General features: G+C 69.9%; 20 protein-coding genes. 9 read left to right on the top strand and 11 right to left on the bottom strand.

The genetic code is table 11. The features are described from left to right. Nucleotides 1-16 precede the first annotated feature (16 nt). The 5 genes from ACFORO_RS37710 (at nucleotide 17) to ACFORO_RS37690 (ending at nucleotide 5727) form a co-directional block, all read left to right on the top strand. Nucleotides 17-1387, top strand: coding sequence for a cystathionine beta-synthase (locus tag ACFORO_RS37710; protein ID WP_370934213.1), 1371 nt, complete (start codon nucleotides 17-19; stop codon nucleotides 1385-1387). Between the two features lie 235 nt (nucleotides 1388-1622). After that, complete coding sequence (locus tag ACFORO_RS37705; protein WP_446681612.1) at nucleotides 1623-2945, top strand: hypothetical protein; 1323 nt, start codon at nucleotides 1623-1625, stop codon at nucleotides 2943-2945. Nucleotides 2946-3172: 227 nt separating this feature from the next. After that, on the top strand, nucleotides 3173-3718 hold the full coding sequence (locus tag ACFORO_RS37700) for a hypothetical protein (RefSeq protein ID WP_354740221.1): 546 nt from the start codon (nucleotides 3173-3175) through the stop codon (nucleotides 3716-3718). 85 nt (nucleotides 3719-3803) lie between these two features. Next, nucleotides 3804-4466, top strand: a complete 663-nt coding sequence (locus ACFORO_RS37695) for a hypothetical protein (RefSeq protein ID WP_377873242.1) — start codon at nucleotides 3804-3806, stop codon at nucleotides 4464-4466. 103 nt (nucleotides 4467-4569) lie between these two features. Next, entirely contained in the window at nucleotides 4570-5727 is a 1158-nt protein-coding gene (locus ACFORO_RS37690; RefSeq protein WP_377873241.1) for a cystathionine gamma-synthase, read from the top strand. A 735-nt stretch (nucleotides 5728-6462) separates the two neighbouring features. Here the strand turns inward: ACFORO_RS37690 and ACFORO_RS37685 are convergent. Continuing rightward, on the bottom strand, nucleotides 6463-6738 hold the full coding sequence (locus tag ACFORO_RS37685; RefSeq protein ID WP_354740215.1) for a hypothetical protein: 276 nt from the start codon (nucleotides 6736-6738) through the stop codon (nucleotides 6463-6465). 95 nt (nucleotides 6739-6833) lie between these two features. Between ACFORO_RS37685 and ilvA the strand changes: the two genes are divergently transcribed. Next, nucleotides 6834-8039, top strand: coding sequence for a threonine ammonia-lyase (gene ilvA, locus ACFORO_RS37680; RefSeq protein ID WP_377873240.1), 1206 nt, complete (start codon nucleotides 6834-6836; stop codon nucleotides 8037-8039). 4 nt (nucleotides 8040-8043) lie between these two features. Here the strand turns inward: ilvA and ACFORO_RS37675 are convergent, their stop codons facing one another. The 6 genes from ACFORO_RS37675 to hppD form a co-directional block, all read right to left on the bottom strand. Then, nucleotides 8044-10026, bottom strand: a complete 1983-nt coding sequence (locus ACFORO_RS37675) for a hypothetical protein (protein ID WP_377873239.1) — start codon at nucleotides 10024-10026, stop codon at nucleotides 8044-8046. A gap of 40 nt (nucleotides 10027-10066) precedes the next feature. Next, nucleotides 10067-10918, bottom strand: a complete 852-nt coding sequence (locus ACFORO_RS37670) for an immunity 49 family protein (protein ID WP_377873238.1) — start codon at nucleotides 10916-10918, stop codon at nucleotides 10067-10069. A 5-nt stretch (nucleotides 10919-10923) separates the two neighbouring features. Continuing rightward, complete coding sequence (locus ACFORO_RS37665) at nucleotides 10924-15165, bottom strand: hypothetical protein (RefSeq protein ID WP_377873237.1); 4242 nt, start codon at nucleotides 15163-15165, stop codon at nucleotides 10924-10926. Beyond that, on the bottom strand, nucleotides 15165-15470 hold the full coding sequence (locus ACFORO_RS37660; protein WP_354740207.1) for a type VII secretion target: 306 nt from the start codon (nucleotides 15468-15470) through the stop codon (nucleotides 15165-15167). The genes ACFORO_RS37665 and ACFORO_RS37660 overlap by 1 nt, the downstream gene beginning before the upstream one ends. Nucleotides 15471-15499: 29 nt before the next feature. Beyond that, nucleotides 15500-16066 carry a YbaB/EbfC family nucleoid-associated protein gene (locus ACFORO_RS37655; RefSeq protein ID WP_377873236.1) on the bottom strand — a complete coding sequence of 189 codons (567 nt, stop codon included), beginning with the start codon at nucleotides 16064-16066 and terminating at the stop codon, nucleotides 15500-15502. A 198-nt stretch (nucleotides 16067-16264) separates the two neighbouring features. Further along, nucleotides 16265-17464 carry a 4-hydroxyphenylpyruvate dioxygenase gene (hppD, locus tag ACFORO_RS37650; RefSeq protein ID WP_354740203.1) on the bottom strand — a complete coding sequence of 400 codons (1200 nt, stop codon included), beginning with the start codon at nucleotides 17462-17464 and terminating at the stop codon, nucleotides 16265-16267. A gap of 121 nt (nucleotides 17465-17585) precedes the next feature. Here hppD and ACFORO_RS37645 point away from each other — a divergent pair, with 121 nt between their 5' ends. Further along, nucleotides 17586-18056 carry an Lrp/AsnC family transcriptional regulator gene (locus tag ACFORO_RS37645; RefSeq protein WP_009083170.1) on the top strand — a complete coding sequence of 157 codons (471 nt, stop codon included), beginning with the start codon at nucleotides 17586-17588 and terminating at the stop codon, nucleotides 18054-18056. Here ACFORO_RS37645 and ACFORO_RS37640 read toward each other — a convergent pair. The 3 genes from ACFORO_RS37640 to ACFORO_RS37630 all read right to left on the bottom strand — a co-directional run bounded on the left by ACFORO_RS37640 (nucleotide 18040) and on the right by ACFORO_RS37630 (nucleotide 20069). Further along, nucleotides 18040-18843, bottom strand: a complete 804-nt coding sequence (locus ACFORO_RS37640) for an MBL fold metallo-hydrolase (RefSeq protein WP_377873235.1) — start codon at nucleotides 18841-18843, stop codon at nucleotides 18040-18042. The two genes, ACFORO_RS37645 and ACFORO_RS37640, sit on opposite strands and share 17 nt — an antisense overlap. Before the next feature lie 97 nt (nucleotides 18844-18940). Then, nucleotides 18941-19441: a transcription elongation factor GreA gene (gene greA, locus ACFORO_RS37635; RefSeq protein ID WP_037816721.1), complete on the bottom strand. Its 501-nt coding sequence runs from the start codon at nucleotides 19439-19441 to the stop codon at nucleotides 18941-18943. Between the two features lie 187 nt (nucleotides 19442-19628). After that, entirely contained in the window at nucleotides 19629-20069 is a 441-nt protein-coding gene (locus ACFORO_RS37630) for a DUF4307 domain-containing protein (protein WP_377873234.1), read from the bottom strand. A gap of 195 nt (nucleotides 20070-20264) precedes the next feature. Between ACFORO_RS37630 and mca the strand changes: the two genes are divergently transcribed. Together mca and ACFORO_RS37620 are read left to right on the top strand one after the other, a co-directional pair. Then, nucleotides 20265-21179, top strand: coding sequence for a mycothiol conjugate amidase Mca (gene mca, locus ACFORO_RS37625; protein WP_377873233.1), 915 nt, complete (start codon nucleotides 20265-20267; stop codon nucleotides 21177-21179). Further along, entirely contained in the window at nucleotides 21176-21514 is a 339-nt protein-coding gene (locus tag ACFORO_RS37620) for a hypothetical protein (protein ID WP_377873232.1), read from the top strand. Before mca ends, ACFORO_RS37620 begins: the two co-directional genes overlap by 4 nt. Before the next feature lie 20 nt (nucleotides 21515-21534). Here ACFORO_RS37620 and ACFORO_RS37615 read toward each other — a convergent pair whose 3' ends face one another. Beyond that, complete coding sequence (locus ACFORO_RS37615) at nucleotides 21535-22254, bottom strand: ESX secretion-associated protein EspG (RefSeq protein WP_377873231.1); 720 nt, start codon at nucleotides 22252-22254, stop codon at nucleotides 21535-21537. Nucleotides 22255-22267: the final 13 nt, after the last annotated feature.

The following is a 22267-nucleotide window of genomic DNA, read 5'->3' as shown; positions in this document are numbered from 1 at the left end:
TGTTTAGGCTGGTCGCGTGGAGTACGCAGAACACATCGTGGACCTCGTCGGCAACACCCCGCTGGTCAAGCTGAACTCGCTGGCCAAGGGGCTCAAGCCGCTCGTGCTCGCCAAGGTCGAGTACGTCAACCCGGGCGGCAGCGTGAAGGACCGGATCGCGCTGCGGATGATCGAGGCCGCCGAGGCCTCCGGAGAGCTGCGCCCCGGCGGCACGATCGTGGAGCCCACCTCGGGCAACACCGGGGTCGGGCTCGCCATGGTCGCCCAGCGCAAGGGCTACCAGTGCGTGTTCGTCTGCCCGGACAAGGTGAGCGAGGACAAGCGCAACGTGCTGCGCGCGTACGGCGCCCGCGTCGTCGTGTGCCCCACCGCGGTCGCGCCCGAGCACCCCGACTCCTACTACAACGTGTCCGACCGGCTCGTGCGCGAGATCGAGGGCGCGTGGAAGCCCAACCAGTACGCCAACCCGGAGAACCCGGCCAGCCACTACCACTCCACCGGCCCGGAGATCTGGAAGCAGACCGACGGCAAGATCACGCACTTCGTCGCGGGCGTCGGCACCGGCGGCACGATCTCCGGCACCGGCAAGTTCCTGAAGGAGGTCAGCGACGGCCGCGTCCAGGTCGTCGGGGCTGATCCCGAGGGCTCGGTGTACTCCGGCGGCAGCGGGCGGCCGTACCTGGTCGAAGGCGTCGGCGAGGACTTCTGGCCGGAGACCTACGACCGGAACGTCGCGGACCAGATCATCCCGATCAGCGACGCGCATTCGTTCGAGACCACGCGCCGGCTCGCGACCGAGGAAGGCCTGCTGGTCGGCGGTTCGTGCGGGATGGCGGTAGCCGCCGCGCTGAAGCTGGCCGAGGGGCTGACCGAGGACGACGTCGTGGTCGTGCTGCTGCCCGACGGCGGCCGCGGCTACCTCACCAAGGTCTTCAACGACGCCTGGATGTCGTCCTACGGCTTCCTTCCGCCGGACTCCTCCGGCGCGACCGTCGGCGACGTGCTGACCCGCAAGTCCGGCGCGCTGCCCAGCCTCGTGCACTCGCACCCGAACGAGACGGTCGCCGAGGCGGTGGCCATCCTGTCGGAATTCGGCGTGAGCCAGATGCCCGTGGTCAGCGCCGAACCGCCGGTCATGGCCGCCGAGGTGGTCGGCGCGGTCAACGAGCGCGACCTGCTCGACGCGCTGTTCACCGGCAAGGCCCAGCTCGCCGACCGGCTGGAGACGCACATGTCGCCGCCGCTGCCGACGATCGGGGCCGGCGAGCAGGTGAGCGCCGCGATGAAGGCGCTCGAAGGGGCCGACGGCGCGCTGGTGCTGATCGACGGCAAGCCGGCGGGCGTCGTCACCAGGCACGATTTGCTCGCGTTCCTCGCGGGCCGATAGGGCTAACCTCACGGCTGCCGGTCGGGGCGTCTTCGCGCGTCCCGGCCGGGCATCCGATAGCGTTACGGCCGAATAGAACTTTTTCGCGTCCTCGTCAAGGGGGTTCAAGACCCACATGAGTGCTCCGCAGCCACCGAACCAGCCCTGGGACGGCGGACAGCAGCCGCCGCAGGGCCCGTCGAGTGGTCCTACACCGCAGCAGGACAGTCCCTTCGGCGCGTCGGAGCCGACCCAGGTGGTCCAGCCGGGCCAGCCGCCGCAGCCCTCCCACGGCGGCGGCGCGTTCGGCGACACCCCGGAACCGACGCAGGTCGTGCAGCCGGGACAGCCGGCCGACGCGAACGCCACCCAGGTGGTCAACCCCGTGAGCGCCGAGGGCAACGCCGAGTCGACGCAGCTCGTCCCGCCGAGCCAGCAGCCGCAGAACATCCCGTACGCCCCGCCGCCGAGCGCCGCGGACAACCCGGCCGCGGTCGCCGGGTTCGGCGCCCCGCAGGGCTTCGGCCAGCCGGGTCAGCCCGGGCAGCCGGGTCAGCCGCCGCAGGGCTTCGGCCAGCCGGGCGGGTACGACCAGGGCGGCTTCGGCGCTCCGCCGCAGGGCGCGTTCGGCCAGCCCGGGCAGCCGGGTCAGCAGGCCTTCGGCCAGCCCGCTCCGTTCGGCGCGCCCGCCGCGCCCGCGAGCGGCGGCGGCAACGCGCTGTACGGCTACATCGCCGGCGGCGTCACCGCGGTGCTCGCCCTGATCGCGCTGATCGTCTCGTTCAGCTACATGAGCGACACCAGCGACTACTCGAAGCTGTACGACAGCTCGAGCCGGTACCAGAAGCTGTTCGACGAGGCCGGTCTCGCTTCGCCGGGCACGCTCTGGCTGTACGTGATCATGATCCTGGTCGGCGCGGTGGTCGCGCTCGCGGGCGGCGTCGCGCTGGCGATGGCCTCGCGGGCGGCTGTGATGCGCAAGCTCGCTCCGATCGCGGTGCTGGTCGGCGGCGTGCTGTTGCTGCTGTTCTCGATCCTGGCGAAGTCCGGGACGTCGGTCAGCAGCTCCTTCGCGGACAAGTACGGCGGCGCGGGTTCCAGCGCGACGAGCGGCGGCGGCATGCTGACGCTGATCCTCGGCATCATCATCCTGATCGTCGGCGTGGTCGCGATCATCCCGGCGACCTCGCAGTACGTCGGCCTCGGCTCGTCCTCGGGCGGCCCCGGCGGACCGGCCGGCCCCGGCGGACCGCAGCAGCCGGGCGGCTTCGGCGGCGGACAGCCGGGCTTCGGCCAGCCGCAGCCGGGCGGCTTCCCGCCCCCGGGCGGACCTAACCCGGGCAGCGGGGGCTTCCCGCAGCCGGGCGGGCCGAACCCGGGCAGCGGCGCGAACCCGCAGCCGGGCTTCGGGCAGCAGCCGCCTCCTGGCTACGGCCAGCCGGGCCAGCAGCCGGGTTACGGCCAGCCGCCGCAGCAGCCGGGCGGTTTCGGCCAGCCGGGCCAGTACCCGCCGCCGGGCGGGCAGCAGCCTCCCCCCGGTTACGGCCAGCCGGGCCAGCAGCCGCCGCAGCAGTGGTGAGCCGCTGAATTTCCGCGAAGGGCGCCTCCGTCTCACGACGGCGGCGCCCTTCGTCGTTTCCGGTCCGTTTTTCGCGGGATTCCGGGAAAGGTGGTGGCCTTTTCCCGGCCGTTCCGGCAGCCGGGGGAATTGCGGCGCCCATGCGCTCGTGCCGGTCCCCAACCGCGCATTTCCGGGCTAGGGTGAGCGCCGTCCGAATCGCCTTCCCAGCCCGAGGGGGACCTCCCGTGAGCGGCCTGCACGGACTTCCGGCACGGCAGCGGGAACGGGAATCCCCCGTGGCGGATCCGGTGCCGTACCGGCCGAACGGGAGCACCGCGATCGCCGCCGGACTGTTCGGGCTGATCGCCGCCGTGACGTCCGGCTATCTTCCGGCAAGGCTGTTCCTCGACATTCCGTCCGGGTTCAGCCTCGGCGACCTCTCGCCGTTGACGCTCGCCGATCTCGCCGCGTACCTAGGCGCTTCGCTGTTGTTGCTGATCGGTGCCATCGCGACCTTTTTCCGTGCGACGGCAGGCGCGGTACTGCTTATCGCGGGCGCGCTGCTCGCACTCGGCGCGCTTCTGCTGGAGCCCGCGCTCGGCGGTTCCCCGGCGTACGTCGAATACTTCCGGACGCTGCTGCGCTTCGAAAGTTTCGCCGCGCTCGACCGCGTCGCGCTGACGGCCGCGGTGCTGCTGGTGCTCGTGCTGGCGGGGTTGCCGCGGACCTTCGGCTACCTGCGTTATCGCGTACCCGCGGTGCCTGCTTCGTCACCCTCGCGACAGTGGTAATTCCGCCCCGAAAACGGGGCGGGCCTGGCACGATACAGGCATTCCACCCGCCGCCCGGCGGGAACAGATATACCGAGGACTCCCCGTGACCTACCCCCAGAACCCGCAGGGCCAGCCCCAGCAGCCGCAGAGCGGCCCGTTCCCCGGGCAGCCGTACCCGGCGAGCCAGCCGACGCCGGCCCAGCCGTACCCGGGCGCGCCGCAGCAGCCGTTCGCTCCGCCTGCCGCGGGCCAGCCGTACCCGGCCTACCCCGGCGGGCCTGGTGTTTATCAGCAGAAGCCGAACGGCGCGACCGCGATCATCGCGGGGATCCTCGCGATCCTCGGCGGCGTTTTCGCGATCATCGCGGTTGTCGGCCTGGTCATCGCGCTGTCGACGCTGCACATCACGGTCTGGCAGCTCTACTTGTCGCTCGTCGTGAACGTGCTGCTGGTCGGCCTGCTGTTCTTCGGCGGCATCGGGTTGTTCCTGCACAAGCCCGCCGCTCGGCTGTGCACGATCGTCGGTTGCGGATTGGTGATCGCGTTCAACGTCCTGAGCGTCGTCCTCGCCGGAGCCGCGGCCGCGGGATACGAAGACAGCGCGCGGCTGTTCGGGCGGGGCGTCGGCTTTACGCTGGTCGGGCTGATCCCGCCGATCGCGACCCTGGTGCTGGCGATCGTGAAGCCGACCGCCGACTGGGTCAACTACCGTCCGGGCGCACCCGCGCAGCAGGGCGCGTACCCGCCGCCGCAGCAGGGCTGGTGACCCGCGGGGCTGCCGGTGCGATTTTGTACCGGCAGCCTCTCCCGCATGGTGAGTTGCCTCCCAGCTGATGGGATTGTCGGGGGTGCCCCGTACCCTGGGAACCATGGCCGACGACTACTCCGTCCTGGGTTTTGAAACACGCGCGATCCACGCCGGGCAGCAGCCCGATCCCCGCACGGGTGCCGTCATCGTGCCGATTTACCAAACGTCCACGTACGCGCAGGACGGCGTGGGCGGCACCCGCGAGGGCGGCTACGAGTACTCGCGCACCGCGAACCCCACGCGGACCGCGCTGGAGGAAGCCCTCGCCTCGCTCGAAGGAGCCCGGCACACGCTGGCATTCGCGTCCGGCATGGCAGCGTCCGACGCGGTGCTGCGCACAGTCCTGCGCCCCGGCGACCACCTGGTCCTGGGCAACGACGCGTACGGCGGCACGTTCCGGCTGATCGACAAGGTGCTCAGCCTGTGGGGCGTCGAGCACACGGTCGCCGACCTGAGCCGCATCGACGACGTACGGGCCGCGATGCGCCCGGAAACCAAGCTGATCTGGTGCGAGTCGCCGACCAACCCGCTGCTCGGCATCGCCGACATCGCCGCGCTCGCGGGTGCCGCCCACGACGCGGGTGCGAGGCTGGTCGTGGACAACACCTTCGCGACGCCGTACCTGCAAACCCCGCTGGCCCTCGGCGCGGACATCGTGGTGCACTCGACCACCAAATACCTGGGCGGCCACTCAGACGTCGTCGGCGGTGCGGTCGTCACCAATGAGGACGAACTGCGCGAGCAGCTCTTCTACCTGCGCAACGCGGCCGGTGCCGTCCCCGGCCCGTTCGACGCCTGGTTGACGCTGCGCGGTCTCAAGACGCTGGCCCTGCGGATGGAACGCCACAGCGACAACGCGGACCTGGTCGCCCGCACGTTGGCGAAGCACCCGAAGGTCACCAAGGTCTACTACCCCGGCCTCCCGGAACACCCCGGCCACGAAGCAGCGGCGAAGCAAATGCGCCGCTTCGGCGGAATGGTGTCCTTCCGTGTGGCTGGTGGGGAGGCAGCCGCGCTGGAAGTCGCGTCCCGCACGAAGCTGTTCGTGCTGGCGGAGTCGCTCGGCGGGATCGAAAGCCTGATCGAGCACCCCGGGAAGATGACTCACGCCTCGACGGCTGGCTCGACCCTTGAGGTCCCGGAAGACCTGATCCGGCTTTCGGTGGGCATCGAGGACGGGCGCGATCTGGTGGCCGACCTTACGCAGGCGCTGGGCTGATCTTTTCTTCTCTGGGCGGGGCACTGGGCTGGTTTCTGGTGCCCCGTTTCTAGTTGGGGTTGGTCGTGGTGAACGGCAGCCGAATCCGGAGTCCAGCGCGCGGCTTCAGATGAGGTTGCTCGGCCCAAAGCTGCTCGCACGGCCCGAGTTCTCGTTCGTCCCGCGGCGACCCCGGCAGCCTCCGCTGTCTCGGCGAATCCTGCGTGAGCCTTCGGCGGACCTTGCCATGACCGAAGTGGTCTGTCACGCGCAACTCGGTGTGTGGTTTCAGCCGGAATCTGCCTGGTCAAAGCCGCTTGCTGTACCGAGTTCTTGCTCGTTTCCGGGTGCTTCGGCGGCGGAATCTCGCTAATTCGCCGTCTCGGCGAATCCTGTGTGGGGTTTCGGCGAAGCTTGCCGTGGTTGAAACGGCCCGTCGCGCGGAATCCGGTGCGCGGCTTCAGCCGAAGTCTCCCCGGTCAAAGCCGGTTGCCGCATCCATCGCCCCGGCGGCCGGGTTCTGTTGGATTCGTAGCCTCAGCGAATCCCAGGCGAGCTTGTGGTGGAGCCTGCCATGGGTCGAGCGGCCGTCGCGCGGAATTTGGTGCGTGGCTTCGGCTCAACCCCTCGGTCAAACGCTGCCCGCCGCGCTGAGTTCTTGCCCGTTCCCAGGCGCTCCGGCGGAACCTGCGAACAACTTCCCCATCTCGCCTAACCCCAAGCACCACCGAGCCAAAACCAGTGCCGCAGCCAGAGTCAGGGCTTGCTGTTCTCCCGCATCGCGTTGGCCTGCCGGGTCCCGGGCGTAGCCGGGAGTTCGGTGCCGTTCACGCAGCCGCCGACCAGTTCGATGTGGTTGTCGTGCCGGATGTACTGGGCGGGGCCGGTGCAGGCGGCCGCTTCGACTGTCGCGAAGGCGGCTCCGGTGAGGGCCACCGCGGAGAGAATGCCCGCGGCGAGCGGCAGCAGACCGGTGCGGGACTGGGCTCGGGACTCGGCCCGGGCGGTGGTCCCGTGCTGCGCGCGTGCCATGGTCGCACTCCCTGATCATGTGTGGCTGCCGTTATCAGGGTACCGGTCCGGCGGGCGGCGCACCCCGGCCGTCCGTCGGTGGCATCATCGGCGCCATGGAACTGGTCAGCGTCGAGCGCATTCAGGAAGCTCGGAAGCTTCTCGAGGGCATCACCCGCGTCACGCCGATGGAGCATGCCCGCGACCTGCGCCGGCTGCACGGCGGCCCGGTGTACCTCAAGTGCGAGAACCTGCAGCGCACCGGCTCTTTCAAGATCCGCGGCGCCTACACCCGCATCCACGGCCTGACCGCCGAGGAACGCGCGCGCGGCGTCGTCGCGGCCAGTGCCGGCAACCACGCGCAGGGGGTCGCGCTGGCGTCTTCGCTGCTCGGCATCTCCTCGACCGTCTTCATGCCGCTGCGCGCTCCGCTGCCGAAACTCGCCGCGACCCGCGGTTACGGCGCGGAGGTCCATCTCCACGGCGCCGTCGTCGACGAAACCCTCGCCGAGGCCATCGCCTTCTCGGAGCGCACCGGCGCCGTTTTCATCCACCCGTTCGACCACGCCGACGTCATCGCTGGTCAGGGCACCGTCGGACTGGAGATCCTCGAACAGGTGCCGGGCGTGAAAACGATCCTCGTCCCCACGGGCGGCGGCGGGCTGGTCGGCGGCGTCGGAGCGGCGGTGAAGGCGCTGCATCCGGAGATCCGCGTGATCGGCGTCCAGGCCGAAGACGCTGCCGCGTATCCGTCCTCGCTGGAGGCCGGCGCGCCGGTCCGGCTGCGCGAGGTGCACACGATGGCGGACGGCATCGCGGTCGGCGAGCCGGGCAAGATCAGCTACGCGCACGTCCAGTCGCTGGTCGACGACGTCGTGACGGTCACCGAGGAATCCTTGTCGCGCGCGGTATTGCTGTGCCTGGAACGACGAAAGCTGGTCGTGGAACCGGCCGGTGCCGCTTCCGTGGCCGCGCTTCTGCAGCACCCCGGCGCCTTCGAACCGCCGGTGGTGGCGATCCTCTCCGGCGGCAACGTGGATCCCGTTCTGCTGCAACAGATCATCCAGCACGGCATGACCGCCGGCGGCCGCTATCTGAAGCTGCACCTGCGCGTGCCGGACCGTCCGGGCTCGCTGGTTTCGGTGCTGTCGTGCGTGAAGGAGCTGGGCGCGAACGTCCTCGACGTCGAGCACTCCCGCATCTCCGGCAGCCTGGCGCTCGGCGAGGTCGACGTCGCCCTCGCCCTGGAAACCCGCGGCCCGGAGCACTGCAAGGACGTCGAAGCCGCCCTCGCCGACGCCGGGTTCACGATCGTCGACTGAGTGTCTACTGTGGACTCTCCGGCAGCCGGAGGCTGAACCACAGCGGGAGGTAGTCCTCGTCGCGCGGGTACAGCTCCTGGTCCAGCGCGTAGTCCTCGGGCCGGGGCGGCGTGTGGAAGGCCGGTTCGTCGTCCTCGTCGAAGCTGGCCTGGTAACTCGACGGTGCGTCGATGACCAGCGAGAGCGTGTACCACGTGCCCCGGCCCTGGACGTACTTGCTGCGCCGCAGCTGAGCCAACGGCTTCGACAGCTCCCGCGCGACGGGCACCTGCTGCGTGCTGCCGTCGGCCATTCGCGCGCCGCACGCGAGGTTCGCGTGCCTGCCCAGCGTCATGAAGTCGAACACGATCTGCTGCCACCCCTGCGGAGCCGTCGCTGCGAGTGCCGTCGCGATCTCGCTCAACAGCTCGTCGGGATCCCGCGGCGCACTCTGCGGTTCCGGACGGCTCCCCTCGGCGGGCGGGCTGGTCATCGCCGCCAGCATCCGGTCCCGCGTCGCTTCGTCCACCTCCGGCACGGTGTATCCGGCCGCCCGGATGTGCTCGACCAGCTCCGGATCCGGCGAAATCCCGTGCTCACGCAGGTAATAGCCGACCGCGCCGGGCCACACCCAGCTGCCGTCGGTCCGGAAATTCAGCGGAACAGCGTCCGTGCGGGACGGATCGAAGGCGTCGGTGTCGCTGCTGCGAGAAGCCAGGATGACCGGCGCGTTGTCGAGATAGCCGAGCACTCGTTCGCGCTCCTCGGGCGACAACGCTTCTCGCTCGACGACCGGATTCCCCGCCTCGTCGAACCCGTCGTAGACGCGCGGAGTGCGCAGCTCGCCCGTCGGTTTCCCTTGGGAGGCAACGACTTCCGGCTCGGAAGTTTCGGCAGCGATCTCGGCCGCCGCGACTTCACTGGGCTCGGACTGCGCCTCGTCTCCAGCGGATGCCGGGATAGCAGCGGCTGTTTCCGCGAGGGGCGGGGAGACGGCCTGCTCCGGAGCAGGCGTGCTGGTCTCGTCGACGGGAAGCGCGGGAACAGATTGCGCAGGCCCTGCAGCCTGTTCCGCACCGGGCAGCGCGGGAGGCGTGACGGCTTCGTCCGTGGGAAGCGCAGGAACAGGCTGCGCAGTGTCTGCAGCCTGGCCTGCACCGGGCAGCGATGAAGACGTGCTCGGCTCGTCCGCGGAGAGTTCGGGGACCGCGTCCGCGGCCCGTTCGGCACTGGGAAGCGGCCGAGACGTGCTCGGCTCGTCCACGGGGAGTTCGGGGACAGCGTCCGCAGCCTGTTCGGCGCTGGCCAGCGGTGGAGGCGTGCCAGGTTCGTCTGCGGGGACCGCAGGAACAGATTGCGTAGCGCCCGCGGCCTGTTCGGCACCAGGCAGCGGTGGAGGCGTCGCGGCTCCAGTCGAGGGAGCCGAACTCTCCGCGCCCGGCAACGGCGGGACCTGCTCCGCGTTCGGCAGCGGCGGCGGAACCGCAGGGCCCGAGCTAGGAACGGGCGGCGGAACCGGTTGTCCAGCACCAGCAGGCGGCGGAGCAGCGCCAGGCACCGGCGGAGGAGGCACCGCACCAGCCCGTTGTCGCAGCCACGGCGGCACGAACCGGTCCTCGCGCGGGAAGAAGCGCAGTTCGTCCTGGAAGCCGATCGGCGGCGGGACCTGCCGCCACCGCGGTTCGACGTCCGGCTGGTAGTCCGCGAACGGCGGCCGTTGCGGCGAGAACACCAGCGTCGCGCTGAGCCACGTGCCGCGGCCCGGCTGGTACATCCCGGTGCGCAGCACGCCGAACAGCCGCGGCAGTTCCGGATGCGGCTGGACCGGGTAGGTCCGGTTGTCCGGGGCTAGCACGTTGACGTCGACTTCCACGTGCCGTCCCGCGGCGCGGCAGACGACCTGCAGCTGCTGCCAGCCAGCGGGCAGCGCGGTCGCGGCCGCCTGGCCGATTTGCTGGACGAGCTCCTGCTGCTGGGCAGGAGTGAGCGGCACCGGTGGCCGGGTCATGATTTCTGCGGCTCCTCGCCGGGCGGACGCGTCATTTCCATCAGCTGTTCTGCGGCGGGCGGATGCCCGCGAGCAGGTTGGCGGGCGTGTAACCGGACTGCACGTCGAACGTCATCCCGACCGAGCGGGCGAGCACCGCCACCGCCAGCGGGGCCAGCGCGAGGAACCCTTCCGGGTCGGTGGCGCGGTCCTCGGCGGTCCAGTATTCGCGGTGCCGCTCCAGCGCGGCGACGAACGCCTCGGCGAACTTCTCCGAGTCCCGGCGCAGCACGTAGTAGAACATCCGGATCGGCGGGTACACGAGCTGCAGCATCGCCGCAGGAGGAGTGAACTGCGCGGTGTCCGGGTCGGTGCCGTCCATCGCGGGCAAGAACATCTCCGGGGTGACCTCGCGGTGCGCGAGGAACGTCTGCAGCGTCTCGACCCACGGGTACATGTAGGCGTCGTGCTCGACGCCCGAGGCGCGCAGCACGTCGAGCGGCACCGCGGCCAGCTGCTGGATCAGCACGTCGTCCCGCTGGATCACGGCGAGAAAAGCCGCGGTGATCCAGGCGGCCGGGTCAGCGCGCGGCGTGGGGCCGGTCGCCGCGAAGCGCCGAGGGCGGCCGATCACCGCGTCGACCTCCTGTCCCTCCGGCGCGCCCGCCGCGGTGAAAACGGCGGCCGCGGCCTGTGCGGCGAGGCTGAGATCGCCCCACGTGTCCGGGTCCTCGGCGTCCGGATCGACGACGCTGCGGTACCGCGCGAGCATCAGTTCCCGGCGCAGGACGTTCGCCAGCGCGCTGGTGTCCTGCGTGATGTAGTCGAAGTAGAAGGCCACCTGCGGCGACAACTTCTCGATCTGCTTCCACGCGACGTCGATGCTGACGGAATGCCTGGGAACGGCGGTCATCTATCTCATTCCTCACCGGACGCTGGGGTCAGCGGCGACTGGTAGTCGTAACCGTTGAAGGGTTTGTAGGCGTAGCCGAGGCTCTTGTGCGTGCGCTCGGTCTGGTCGACCAGCGCACGCACCTCCACATAATCGAGCCTCTTCTGGAGCTTCGCACGCTCGAGCGCGTCCGCGAGGTCGGGGTCGGTGCGGGCCATCTTCGTGACGATGTCGTCGAAGTACGCCGGGTGGCCCTGCCGGTAGGTGCGCTTGTCCTCGGGCACGTACCGCGTGCTGGGCTGGCCGCCCGGCCCCTTGGCCTCGTGCACGATGTAGTGCGGTTCGCCGCCGTTGTGGTAGTCGACCTCCCAGATGTGGTCGAAGTTCCCGGCCCCCGGCTTCTCGCCGTCGATGGGGTGGCGCGGCGTGATGTCCGCGCGCACGTTCCCGTCGCCGTCGACGACCTGGTAGCGGTGGCTGCCCTCCGGCGCGTCCGGATGCTCCCGGACGTCGAAGTTCTGGTCCGGGTGGGCCTGGGTGAACTCGCGGTGCAGCCGGTCGCGCACCGCGTGCCCGGACGCCTCCTCGCCCAGCTTCTCGGACGCGTCGTTCTTCGCGTTGTGCGCGTCCTTCCACTCCGGAGAATCCTTCGGAGTGTCGTTGAGCTCGTGGTACTTCGTTTCGCGATCGTGCACCTTCTGGTCGATCGCGTCGTAATCCTTCTCGCGCCAGTTCGACGTGTCGGAGTGCGTTCCGGGCACGTGCTGCTCGCCGGGATGCTGGCCGTCCCCGGAGTCGTGGCTGTCGTGCTGCCCGGCGTGGTCGCCCTGGTGCTGGCCGTTGCCCGTGTCGTGCTGCGGGGTCGCCCCGTCGACGCTGTCGCGCTGCGGTGCGTGGGTGCGCGACCGGGCGTCGTCGTAGCCCATGAACTCCGCCGCGGGCCGGTCGTGCTTGAACACTGGCTTGCCGTCGACGAGGTCCACCGGGTGCGGCGGGTTCTCCGGATCGACCGCGGAGTGCTTGATCCGCAGTTCCTTGCGCCCCGTGGTCTGGTCGGTCCACTCGTAGTAGTGCTTCTTCAGGTACTCCGGGTCGGCGAGGTTTTCCCTCGGCGTGCGGCCGTCGGGGCCGGGCCGGTCGCGCCAGTCGAGGCCGTCGTCGTCCCCGTCTTCGCCGCGATGGCGGGAGCTGTCGGCGTCGACGCCGTGCGGGTCGTGGTGCTTGCCGTCCGGAGCGAAACCGTCGTCGCCGACGCGGTGTGCCGTGCCGTCGGGACGGTGCACCGACCATTCGCCGTCCGGCGGGATCCGCGGCCGCATCCGTCCGTCGGGGCCGATTTCGTAGTCGGAGGAGAAGACGTGGCCGTTCGAGTCGGTCCACGCCGGCTTGCTCGGCGCCATCACCTCGGTGTCGAGGTCGCGCGAGAGCCGGTGCGCGAAGTCGTTCGACCCCGCGTCGCAGCCGATCAGCCGGATCGGCCCGCCGTCGTAGTTTCCGTTGCGCCGCAGGATGTCGGCGAACTCTTCCGGCGTGTACAGCCGGTCGCCGATGCGGGCGTGGCCGTCCGCCGTGACGTGCACGTCCACCGTGTAGCGCCCGTCCGGGTCCGGCTGGACGCGGTGCGGCAGGTCGCCGAGTTCCGGGTCGTCGCGGTGGTACGAACTGCCCGCCGGGGTGTCCTCGGCGTGCCGGTGGTTGACCTCGTCCGGCGACAGCGGCTCGTCGTGGTGCGGCGGAGTGCCGTCGTGGTCGGGGTGGCTCGGCCCGTCCGAGTCATGGTGTTTCGGATCGTGCTGCTCCGGGTCGGCGTGGTCCGGCTTGGGCCCGGGCTTGTCGTTGCCCGGCTTGGTTTCCGCGTCCTCGTGCTGCCCCGGCTTCTTGTTCGGCTCGGTGTTCTCGGGCTTGCCAGGCTTGTCGCCGTTCTTCGGCTTCCCGGACTCGTCGGCGTTCGGTTTGCCGTTCTGCGCCGGGGATTCTTTTCCAGTCCGTTGTGGACTGCTGGCTTCGCCGGGTTTGGCCGGCGCGTCGGTACGCGCGCCACCGCGGGCGACGGGCTCGGGGGAGCCGTCGGGACGCCGCGCGCCACCGCCTGCCTCCGGGCCGCGCTGGCCTCCTCCGGGGCCGGTCGCGACCGCCGCCACGGCCGGGGGTGCGGAGCCGTCGCCGGACCCGCGGTTCGCCGAGGAGGGCGATCCGCCGCCGGACGTCGGTGCGGGCTCCGAACGGCCGAGACCCGGCTCGGCGCCGGGACGTTTGGGCTGCCCGGCTTCGCCGCCGTCGCCGGGGCGCTGTGGACCGCTGCTCGACGAATCCGACGGACGCTGCGGCGAAGAACCACCGCCGCCCTCGGACGGCCGCTGCGGGGAGGAGTCGCCAGTGCGCTGCGGAGACGAACCGCCTTCAGAAGTCCGCGGCGAAGAACCGCCGTCGCTGGGCCGCTGCGGCCCAGGCCCGGAACGATCCGGAGTACGGCTCGGTCCGCCGCCGTCCGAAGGGCTCGGGCCGCCGCTCGGCCGCCGACCCGAAGGACCGCTGTCCGGAACCCGGTTCGGCGCCGCCTCGGGAGCGCGCGTCCCCGGCGTCCCGGTCCAGCCGCTGCCGCTGGGCCGGGGTGCCGGACCGCCGCCACCGGCCGGGGCGCTGGTCGGACTGCCGCCACCGCCCTGCTGCGGAATTCCGCCGCCCGCCGGATTCTGGTTCGGCGAAGAACCGCCCCCGTCGTTCGAGCGAATGTGTTGCGGGGGAGCGGATTGCGGAGCGGGAGCGTCCGCGCGAGGCGGGGCGTACCCGCTGGCCGACGTCGAGTCGCTGCTGCTCGAGTGATGCGGGCTCGGCTCGCTGCCGCCGGAATGCGTGCCACCGCCCGACGACGCCGACCCGCCGGAATGCGGAGCCCCGCCGGAGTGCGGAGTACTCGGCGGAGCGCTGACCGAGGACGGCCCGTCGCTGTGCGAAGAGCTTTGCGGCGAGTAGGAGCTGTCCGCGGGACTGTCTCCGCCGCCGCGAGACGTCGGACTCGAGTCACCGGCGAACGTCGACGGGCTGGAGTCGGGGTGGCTCCCGCCGGGACTGTCGGAACCACGCCGGGACGACGACGTCGCAGTGTCGATTGTGGATGGTCCGGTGCCATCCGGCGACGAGGAATGCGAACCGCCCGGCGAGGACGGACTGTCGCTGCTCGGACTGTCGGATCCGTTGTGGCTGCCGGAATCGCCGGAGTGGTCGCCAGGTGCGTCGGAGCCGTCCGAACTATTGTGGCTGCCGTTCGGGCGGTCGCCGCCGTCCGCACTGTCCGACCCGTTGGAGCGGCGCGACCCGGACGGCGAGCCGGGATCCGCGTCGCCCTCTCCGGAGCCGCCGTGGTGACCGCCGCCAGAGCCGCCCGCACCGCCCCCGCCGGAGCCGCCGCGGTGGAAGAAACCGCCCGCCTTGATGTTCTTCGTGCTGATCACGTCGAGGCCGGTGACCTTGCCGGCCAGCTTGCCCAGCACCTTGATGATCTTCGTGAAAACCTCGGCGAGCTTGCCGAGCAGCGGCGAAACGCGGCGCATCGTCTCGCACAGCTTCGTCAGCAGTTCGCTGATCTTCTCGCCCCATTTGGAGATCGCCGTGACGGCCTGCGCGACCACCAGCGGCGTCCCGAACCCGAGCGAGAACACCTCCTCCATGACCCAGGAGATCAGCTTGCCCACCAGATCCGCGATGAGCTGGCGCACCAGGCCGCGCACGAAGGCGACGACCTGGCCCATGATCATCGTGACGGTGTCGATCGCGCTCGCGACCGTCGCCGCGCCGCCGATCGCGTCGGCCGCCTCCGCCGCGGACTTCCGGTAGGCGTCCGCGCCGTCGCCCTTCCACTCCGCGGTGCCGTTCTTGACCGCGTTCTCGAGGTCTTTCTGCCGTTCCTGCAACGACTTCGCGACGTTGCCCCAGGTGTCGGCATAGGACTGGATCACCGGCGGGTTGCCCGCGACCGAGTCCAGCATGTCCTTCAGCGGCTGCACGTGCTCCATCAGAAACGACGCCACCGACGACATCAGGTAGCCGAACGGGTCGATCGCCGCGCCCGCGATCTCGCCGGCGAGGCTCGCCACGCCGAGGCCGCCGGAAACCCAGTCGCCGTCCGCTATTCCCTTGAACGCGTCCGTCGCCGATTCGGCGATGTTGATGCCGGTGGCGTAGCCGTAGTCGCCGTTGCCCTCGGTGAAGGGCCCCGGCCCGTCGCCGTCCTTTTTGGACTGTGCGACCAGCGGATTGGCGTCGGGCATCAGTCGCTCGCCTTCATCGAACCGGCGGCTTCGCCTTCGTAGCTGTCGTACGCCTTCGCCGCGTCGCGCACCTTCTGCGCCTGCGCGTCCATCGCCGTGACGGTGTTCTCCAGCGCGGTGATCCCGTAGTTCTCGACCGGGTCGAGCATCATCCGGAACGGCTGGCAGAGAATGCCGTACGCGTCGGTGGGCATGCTGACCTGGTTCGCGGCGTCGACAGCCTGCTTCAGCCCGTCGGCGATCCCGTCGAGTTGACGGGCGTGCGCCTCGAGATCGCCGCCGATCTCATAACCCCTGGGTGCCATGGTTTTTCTTCCCCTGGAACGGCTTGGACTCAGGACAGGATCGATCCGCCGAAGTCGTCGTCATCGTCCGACGAGCTCCGGCGGCGGCGTTGCTGCTGAGGCGGTTGAGGAGGTGTCGGCGGGGCGGCCGAGCGCGGCGGCGCCGGAGGTGCGGCGGTGCCTGGTTCTTCGGCGTCCTCCGGCAGGAACCGGCGCACCCGGTCCGGTTCGGACTGGCCCTCTTCCTCGGCGGGCGGCGCGGGGAAGGTCCGCTGCGCGTCGGCCACCAGCGTTTCCGTGGTCTGGTCGCCGCCGACGGTTTCGGCCGCGGCCTGCTGCAACAACTCCGGGATCCGGGCCTGCGCGCGCTGCACGAGCCGCATCACCTCGGCGGAGACGTCGGCCATCTTCTTGCCTGCCGCGGAGTCCGCGAGCACCAGGTTCTTCAGCAGACCCTTGGCGTCCACAGTGACCTCGACCGCACCGTCCTTCGACCGCTCGGTGACGGTTTGGCCTTGCATGCGCTCGGCCATCGCCTGATAGCGGGCAGCGGTCTGCTGGAGCTGCTTCGTCCAGCCCTCGACCATCTGCTCGCTGGCGTCGATGCTGTCGGGCATCGGGCCCCCTTCTCCACGGTGACTTCTCCAGAATGACGGACGCGTGACCCCGTCGGTTCCGCGCGGTTCCGATTTGTCCGCGCGACGCCGTTCCCCATGTGTTGCTGACTACTGTACGCGAACTTCTGATAGCTCGCCGTAACAAAAACCGGCCCGTCCGCGAAACTCGCGGACGGGCCGGGGAAGGGAGGGAGCGGATCAGAGGTTGCCGCGGCGCTCCTGCTCCCGTTCGATGGCTTCGAACAGGGCCTTGAAGTTGCCCTTGCCGAAGCCGAGCGAACCGTGCCGCTCGATGAGCTCGTAGAACACGGTGGGCCGGTCGCCGATCGGCTTGGTGAAGACCTGCAGCAGGTAACCGTCCTCGTCGCGGTCGACCAGGATCCGGTGCTCCTTCAGCGTTTCGATCGGCACGCGCACCTTGCCGATCCGGGCGCGCAGCTCGGGGTCGTCGTAGTAGGAGTCCGGGGTGTCGAGGAACTCGACGCCCGCCTCGCGCATCGCGGTGATGGTGGCGATGATGTCGTTGGTGGCCAACGCGATGTGCTGGCAGCCGGCGCCCTCGTAGAACTCGAGATACTCGTCGATCTGCGACTTCTTCTTCGCGATCGCCGGCTCGTTGAGCGGGAACTTGACCCGGTGGTTGCCGTTCGACACCACCTTGCTCATCAGCGCCGAGTAGTCGGTGGCGATGTCGTCGCCGACGAACTCCGCCATGTTCACGAAGCCCATGACGCGGTGGTACCAGTCCACCCAGTAGTCCATCTTGCCGAGCTCGACGTTGCCGACGCAGTGGTCGACCGCCTGGAACAGCCGCTTCGGCGCGCCCTCGGGCCGCTTGACGGTGCCCTCGCGCGGCTCGTAGCCGGGCAGGTAAATGCCGTTGTAGCGGGACCGGTCGATGAGTGTGTGCCGGGTCTCGCCGTAGGTCGCGATGGCGGCGCGGCGGATCGTGCCGTGCTCGTCGGTGACGTCGTGCGGCTCCTCGAGGATCGTCGCGCCCTCCTTGCGGGCGTGCTCGATGCACTTGTCGACGTCGGTGGTCTCGAGGGCGAGGTCGATCACGCCGTCGCCGTGGCGGCGGTGGTGGTCGAGCAGCGGGGAGTCCGGCTTCACGCCGCCGGTGATCACGAAGCGGCCGGAGCCGGACTTGAGCACGAAGGCCTTGTGGTCGAGCTGTCCCGTTTCGGGACCGGAGTACGCGACCAGCTGCATGCCGAACGCGACCTGGTAGAACCACGCGGTCTGGGTCGCGTTGCCCGCGATGAACACCACCGCGTCGAGGGCCTTGACCGGGAACGGGTCGGTCGAGGCGTCGTGGTCCACCAGTCCGACGAGCTGGCGGAGCTGGTCATAGCTGACGTCGTCGAGTGCGCCGTGCGGATCCATCGTGGAGGTCATGCACTGAGCATGAGTTGCGCCTGGCAAGCTGCGCAACGGTTTCCGTTTCAGCTGGACAATGTGTTCAGCTTATCCTGGAGAAGCTCGGTCATCTTGGACAACCTGCGCAGGGAGAAAACCGGTGCTTGACTCGCTCGACGCGCGGCTGCTGCTGTTGCTCACCGACTCGCCGCGCCTCGGCGTGCTCGAATGCGCGCGCCGGCTCGGCGTCGCGCGCGGCACCGTGCAGGCGAGGCTGGACCGGCTGACCGAACGCGGCATTCTCGGCGGCTTCCCGCCCGAACTCGATCTGGCCGCGATGGGGTACAGCCTCACCGCGTTCGCCGTGCTGGAAATCGCGCAGGGCAAACGCGCCGGCGTCGCGGAGGCACTGGCTGCGATCGACGAAGTGTGCGAAGTGCACGCCACCACTGGGCAAGGCGACCTCTTCGTACGCCTTGTCGCGCGAGATAACGACGATCTGCAACGTGTCATCGACGAAGTGGTTGGCGTGCCCGATGTCTTGCGTACGTCAACTTCGATCGCGTTGTCGACACCAGTGCCGCCGCGAGTGCGGCCGTTGCTCGAACGAACGGCTAGGACACGTACGTGAGATAGCGCTTCGCGGAGCGCTGTACGACGTTATGAGCGTCCGTACGCACAATGGCGTCCCACCACGCGCCGTAGAGCGCGTCGAATGCGTACGGCTCCAACAGTTCCGCGGCGTGCCGCACGACGCTCGGCCGCTCCGGGATGAGGTTCGGGTAGCTGTACATGAAAGCGACGTGCGTACGGTCCGGAATGACCTGCACGATGTCGCCGGTCAGCAGCGCGCCGCGGCCTTCCTCGCCGTCCGGCCAATGCATGACGGTGCCGCCGGGGAAGTGCACGCCGAGGTTGATCAGCTGGAGATCCGGCGAGACGTCGAGCGTCGTGCCGGTCCACAGCTGGATCGACGGGTCCGGGCGGCCGATCCACTGCTGGTCGTTCTCGTGCAGGTAGACCGGGACGCCGAAGGCGTGCGCCCATTCGACCATCGTCGTGTAGTAGTGCGGGTGGCTGATCGCGATGCCGGTGATGCCGCCGAGTTCGGTGATCTTGCCGATCAGCTCGTCGTCGAGGTAAGCGGAGCAGTCCCAGAGGAAGTTGCCGCTCGCCGCGCGGACCAGCAGCGCGCGCTGGCCGATCGCGAACCTCGGATCCGAACCGACGCCGATGAGGCCCGGGCCCTGCTCCTCGACCCGCGGTTTGAGGCCGCTGTCCGCGCGGAGCGCCGCCAGGTCAGTCCACTGCTGCCCGCCCGGCGGGACGTACTGGCGCTCGTCCTCGCAGATCGGGCAGTCCGCGCGCGGGGCGGCGTACTGCGTCCCGCAGGTCAGGCAGAGCGGGTGGGTAGTCATCGGTGTCCTCCAGTGGTTTTGCTGAAAGACACGCTAGACCGCCGAACGCGCGCCGGGCCACGGAAATCCGGGCGGGCGCGCGTTCGGCGGAAACGAGTCAGGACTCGCTGTAGGGCACCGCCTTGACCAGGGTGACCTTCATGGTCTTGCCGTTCGGCAGCTCGTACTCGCGGGACTCGCCCTCCTTGGCGCCGAGCAGCGCCTTGCCGAGCGGCGATTCGGGGGAGTACACGTCGAGCGCGCCCTCGGCGCCTTCCTCACGGGTGGCGAGCAGGAACTTCTCCTCCTCGTCGTCCCCGTCGTACTTGACGGTGAGCACCTTGCCGGGGCCCGCCGTGCCGTCGTCGTCCGGAGCCTCGCCGACCTTCGCGTTGCGCAGCAACTCCTGGAGGTGCCGGATCCGGGCTTCGGCCTGGCCCTGCTCTTCGCGGGCCGCGTGGTAGCCGCCGTTCTCCTTGAGGTCGCCCTCTTCGCGGCTGTCGTTGATGCGGGCGGCGATGACCGGACGATTCTCGATCATTTCGTCGAGCTCGTGCTTGAGCCTGTCGTAGGCATCCTGGGTCAGCCAGGTCACCTTGGTGTCGCTCACGGTCACCATCTCCTCGTAGGGCCTGCCAGGCTTGGGTGTACAAGCCGGCCACCGCGTACGCACGCGGCTGAGATAAAGGAAAAACACGGCCCGTCGGGGGCCGTGCTGGTGTACGAGCGTATCACGGCAGGACAGGTCGACGCCGGTCCATTTCACGCTACGCGGACGCTCGCCGCGCATTTCACTCCGTTGGCCGCTACGGGGTTGACAGATAGCGTGGTATGGAATATGAGCAGCCGAACACGTCTGAGGTCACCGGGGCTCCGATGCTCTTCACCACTGTGCTCACCCTGCTGTGGCCGGCCCCGGCGGGAACCAGCACCTCCCGGCGGCCGCTTTCCGCGCCGGACCTGTCGCGCACCCGGACAACGCACACGCCGGGCTTGCTGTCGTCATCCCTCGTGACGTTGATGGTGACTTCCATCGCGTCGTTCGGCAGCTCTTTGAAGCCGATGCGCTCCGCGTCGATCGGAGTGCTGCCGAGATTGAGGTAGTAGATCCAGCCGATCGCGCCGCTCACGACCAGCGCGACGGCCACGAAAAGCCACCTCCGCCAGCGCTTCGACGGCTTGCCCTTGCCCGCGGTGCCGTACCGGTCCGCGGGCCGCGCCGATACGGCGTCGCCCTCGGCGGTCACGGTCTCCCCGCTCTGCAAATCCGGGCCTCCGGTCAAACTTGTCGTACCCCTGGGGACAATAGGCAGTGCGGCCGGTCCGGGGCACCACCCTGGTCGAGTATCCGCGACCCGTTCCGGCGGCGCGGAGCCGGGGCGGTTTACCGCGGCGCAACCAGGTGTCACGGAATAACAGGACAGGAAAGGGCCGTTCGGACCATGGTGGGAGCCGACGAGCTGACAACAGAAGACCGCAAGCAGCGACTGCGCCTGATGGCGGTGCACGCCCATCCCGACGACGAGTCGAGCAAGGGTGCCGCCACCATGGCCAAATACGTCGCCGACGGGCACGAGGTCATGGTCGTGACCTGTACCGGGGGCGAGGCGGGCAGCATTCTCAACCCCGCGATGGACCGGCCGGACGTGCTGGCGAACATGACCGAGATCCGCCGCGAGGAGATGGCGCGCGCGGCGAAGATCCTCGGCGTGAGCCACCGCTGGCTGGGCTTCATCGACTCCGGGCTGCCCGAGGGCGACCCGATGCCGCCGGTGCCGGAGGGCTCGTTCGCGGTGATCCCGCTGGAGGAGTCCACCGAGGCCCTGGTGCGCGTGATCCGGGAGTTCCGTCCGCACGTCATCACGACGTACGACGAGAACGGCGGCTATCCGCACCCGGACCACATCCGCACGCACGAGGTGTCGATGGCGGCCTTCGACGCGGCGGGCGACCCGGAGCGGTTTCCGGAGGCGGGCGAGCCGTGGCAGCCGCTCAAGCTGTACTACATGCACGGGTTCTCCAAGGCCCGGATGGTGGCGTTCGACACCGCGCTCAAGGAGGCCGGGATCGAGTCGCCGTACGAGGAGTGGCTCAAGTCCTGGGACCCGAACCGCGCCGACATCATGGAGCGGGTGACGACCCGGATCGAGTGCGGGGAATACTTCGAGGTGCGCGACGAGGCGCTGAAGGCGCACGCCACGCAGATCGACCCGACCAGCCGCTGGTTCGCCGTTCCGCTGGAGATCCAGCGCGAGGTGTGGCCCACTGAGGAGTACGAGCTGAACCGCTCCCTGGTGGACAGCACGCTGCCGGAGGACGATCTGTTCGCAGGCATCAAGGAGAAGGTGAGCCCATGAGTTTCGGTGTGCCGGCCGTCGCGGTCGTCCCGCTCACCGCGTCGGCGCTGGTACTGGCCCAGCAGCCGGACAGCGGGGACAACGGCGGCCAGGGCGAGGACTTCGGCAAGTCCTCGCCGGTCGGCCTGCTGGTGCTGATCCTGTTCCTGGTCGCGGTCGTCTTCCTGGTCCGGTCGATGAGCAAGCACCTGAAGAAGGTGCCGCAGACCTTCGACAAGGAAGAGGCCGCTTCGGAGACTGAGGCGGCAGCTGAGGCCGAGACGGCTGAAGCGGAGCCGGAGACGGCGGCAGCGGAGAAGAAGCCGGACGCGGCGGCGGCCAAGAAGAGCGACTGACCTCCGGCGGCGGGCCGGGGCTAACCGGCCAGCCCGTCGCGGAGGGCGGCGATCTTGCCCGTGAGCAGGCTGTCCTCGCCCGGCAGCACCGTGATGTACCGGTTCGCCTCGGGCCCGGACACCTCGAACGCGACGCGGCCGTCGGTGAGGTCGAGGTAGCTCAGCGGCCCGGCTTCCGCGCGCCCTGGCCGGGCCGGTTCGCGCACCGCGACGGTCACCTCGCCGACGCCGAACCAGGTCTGCTGGAACAGCGCGTCGACCGCGCGGGCGGCGGCGCTGCGGTCGTCGGAGAGCTCCGCCTGGAAGTCCTCCTGGGGCAGCGAGAACGCGCTCAGCTGGGCCGGCCGGTATCGCGGCAGGCTCGCGACCAGCGCACCGGCCGGGGTGCGGGTTCCGTCGAGCACCTTCAGCCGCACCCGGTCGCCGGAGCACAACGCCTTCACCCCGGTCCGGCCCCGGACGGCGACCAGCACGCCGTAGCGAGTGTCCTGGTTCTCGACGTGAGCGACGTACTCGGTGTCGGCCCGGCCCAGCGCGTACAACACGTCCTCGAACTCGTCGGCGAACCGTCCGTGGTCGAGCAGGCCCAGCCAAGCCAGCTCGGCGCGGACGGCCTCGTCGAGCCGCTGCTCCTCCGGCGTGAACCGGAGGCGGCCGGAGAACACCGGATGCGGCTCGTCGAACCCGGCGCCCCGGAGCGCGCCGAGGAGGGCGTCGAGGGAAAGCTCGGTCGCGCGCACCGCTGATTCCTTA

The sequence above is a fragment of the Amycolatopsis halotolerans genome, from assembly GCF_042647905.1.
Lineage (GTDB): Bacteria > Actinomycetota > Actinomycetes > Mycobacteriales > Pseudonocardiaceae > Amycolatopsis > Amycolatopsis halotolerans.
This window is presented reverse-complemented; position numbering and strand designations above follow the sequence as displayed.

Bases quoted from the DNA above. Each gene is read 5' to 3' on its own strand.
- ACFORO_RS37690 (WP_377873241.1), top strand. From the start codon at position 4,570: ATGGCCGACGACTACTCCGTCCTGGGTTTTGAAACACGCGCGATCCAC.
- ACFORO_RS37685 (WP_354740215.1), bottom strand. From the start codon at position 6,738: ATGGCACGCGCGCAGCACGGGACCACCGCCCGGGCCGAGTCCCGAGCC.
- ilvA (WP_377873240.1), top strand. From the start codon at position 6,834: ATGGAACTGGTCAGCGTCGAGCGCATTCAGGAAGCTCGGAAGCTTCTC.
- ACFORO_RS37675 (WP_377873239.1), bottom strand. From the start codon at position 10,026: ATGACCCGGCCACCGGTGCCGCTCACTCCTGCCCAGCAGCAGGAGCTC.
- ACFORO_RS37670 (WP_377873238.1), bottom strand. From the start codon at position 10,918: ATGACCGCCGTTCCCAGGCATTCCGTCAGCATCGACGTCGCGTGGAAG.
- ACFORO_RS37665 (WP_377873237.1), bottom strand. From the start codon at position 15,165: ATGCCCGACGCCAATCCGCTGGTCGCACAGTCCAAAAAGGACGGCGAC.
- ACFORO_RS37660 (WP_354740207.1), bottom strand. From the start codon at position 15,470: ATGGCACCCAGGGGTTATGAGATCGGCGGCGATCTCGAGGCGCACGCC.
- ACFORO_RS37655 (WP_377873236.1), bottom strand. From the start codon at position 16,066: ATGCCCGACAGCATCGACGCCAGCGAGCAGATGGTCGAGGGCTGGACG.
- hppD (WP_354740203.1), bottom strand. From the start codon at position 17,464: ATGACCTCCACGATGGATCCGCACGGCGCACTCGACGACGTCAGCTAT.
- ACFORO_RS37640 (WP_377873235.1), bottom strand. From the start codon at position 18,843: ATGACTACCCACCCGCTCTGCCTGACCTGCGGGACGCAGTACGCCGCC.
- greA (WP_037816721.1), bottom strand. From the start codon at position 19,441: ATGGTGACCGTGAGCGACACCAAGGTGACCTGGCTGACCCAGGATGCC.
- mca (WP_377873233.1), top strand. From the start codon at position 20,265: ATGGTGGGAGCCGACGAGCTGACAACAGAAGACCGCAAGCAGCGACTG.
- ACFORO_RS37620 (WP_377873232.1), top strand. From the start codon at position 21,176: ATGAGTTTCGGTGTGCCGGCCGTCGCGGTCGTCCCGCTCACCGCGTCG.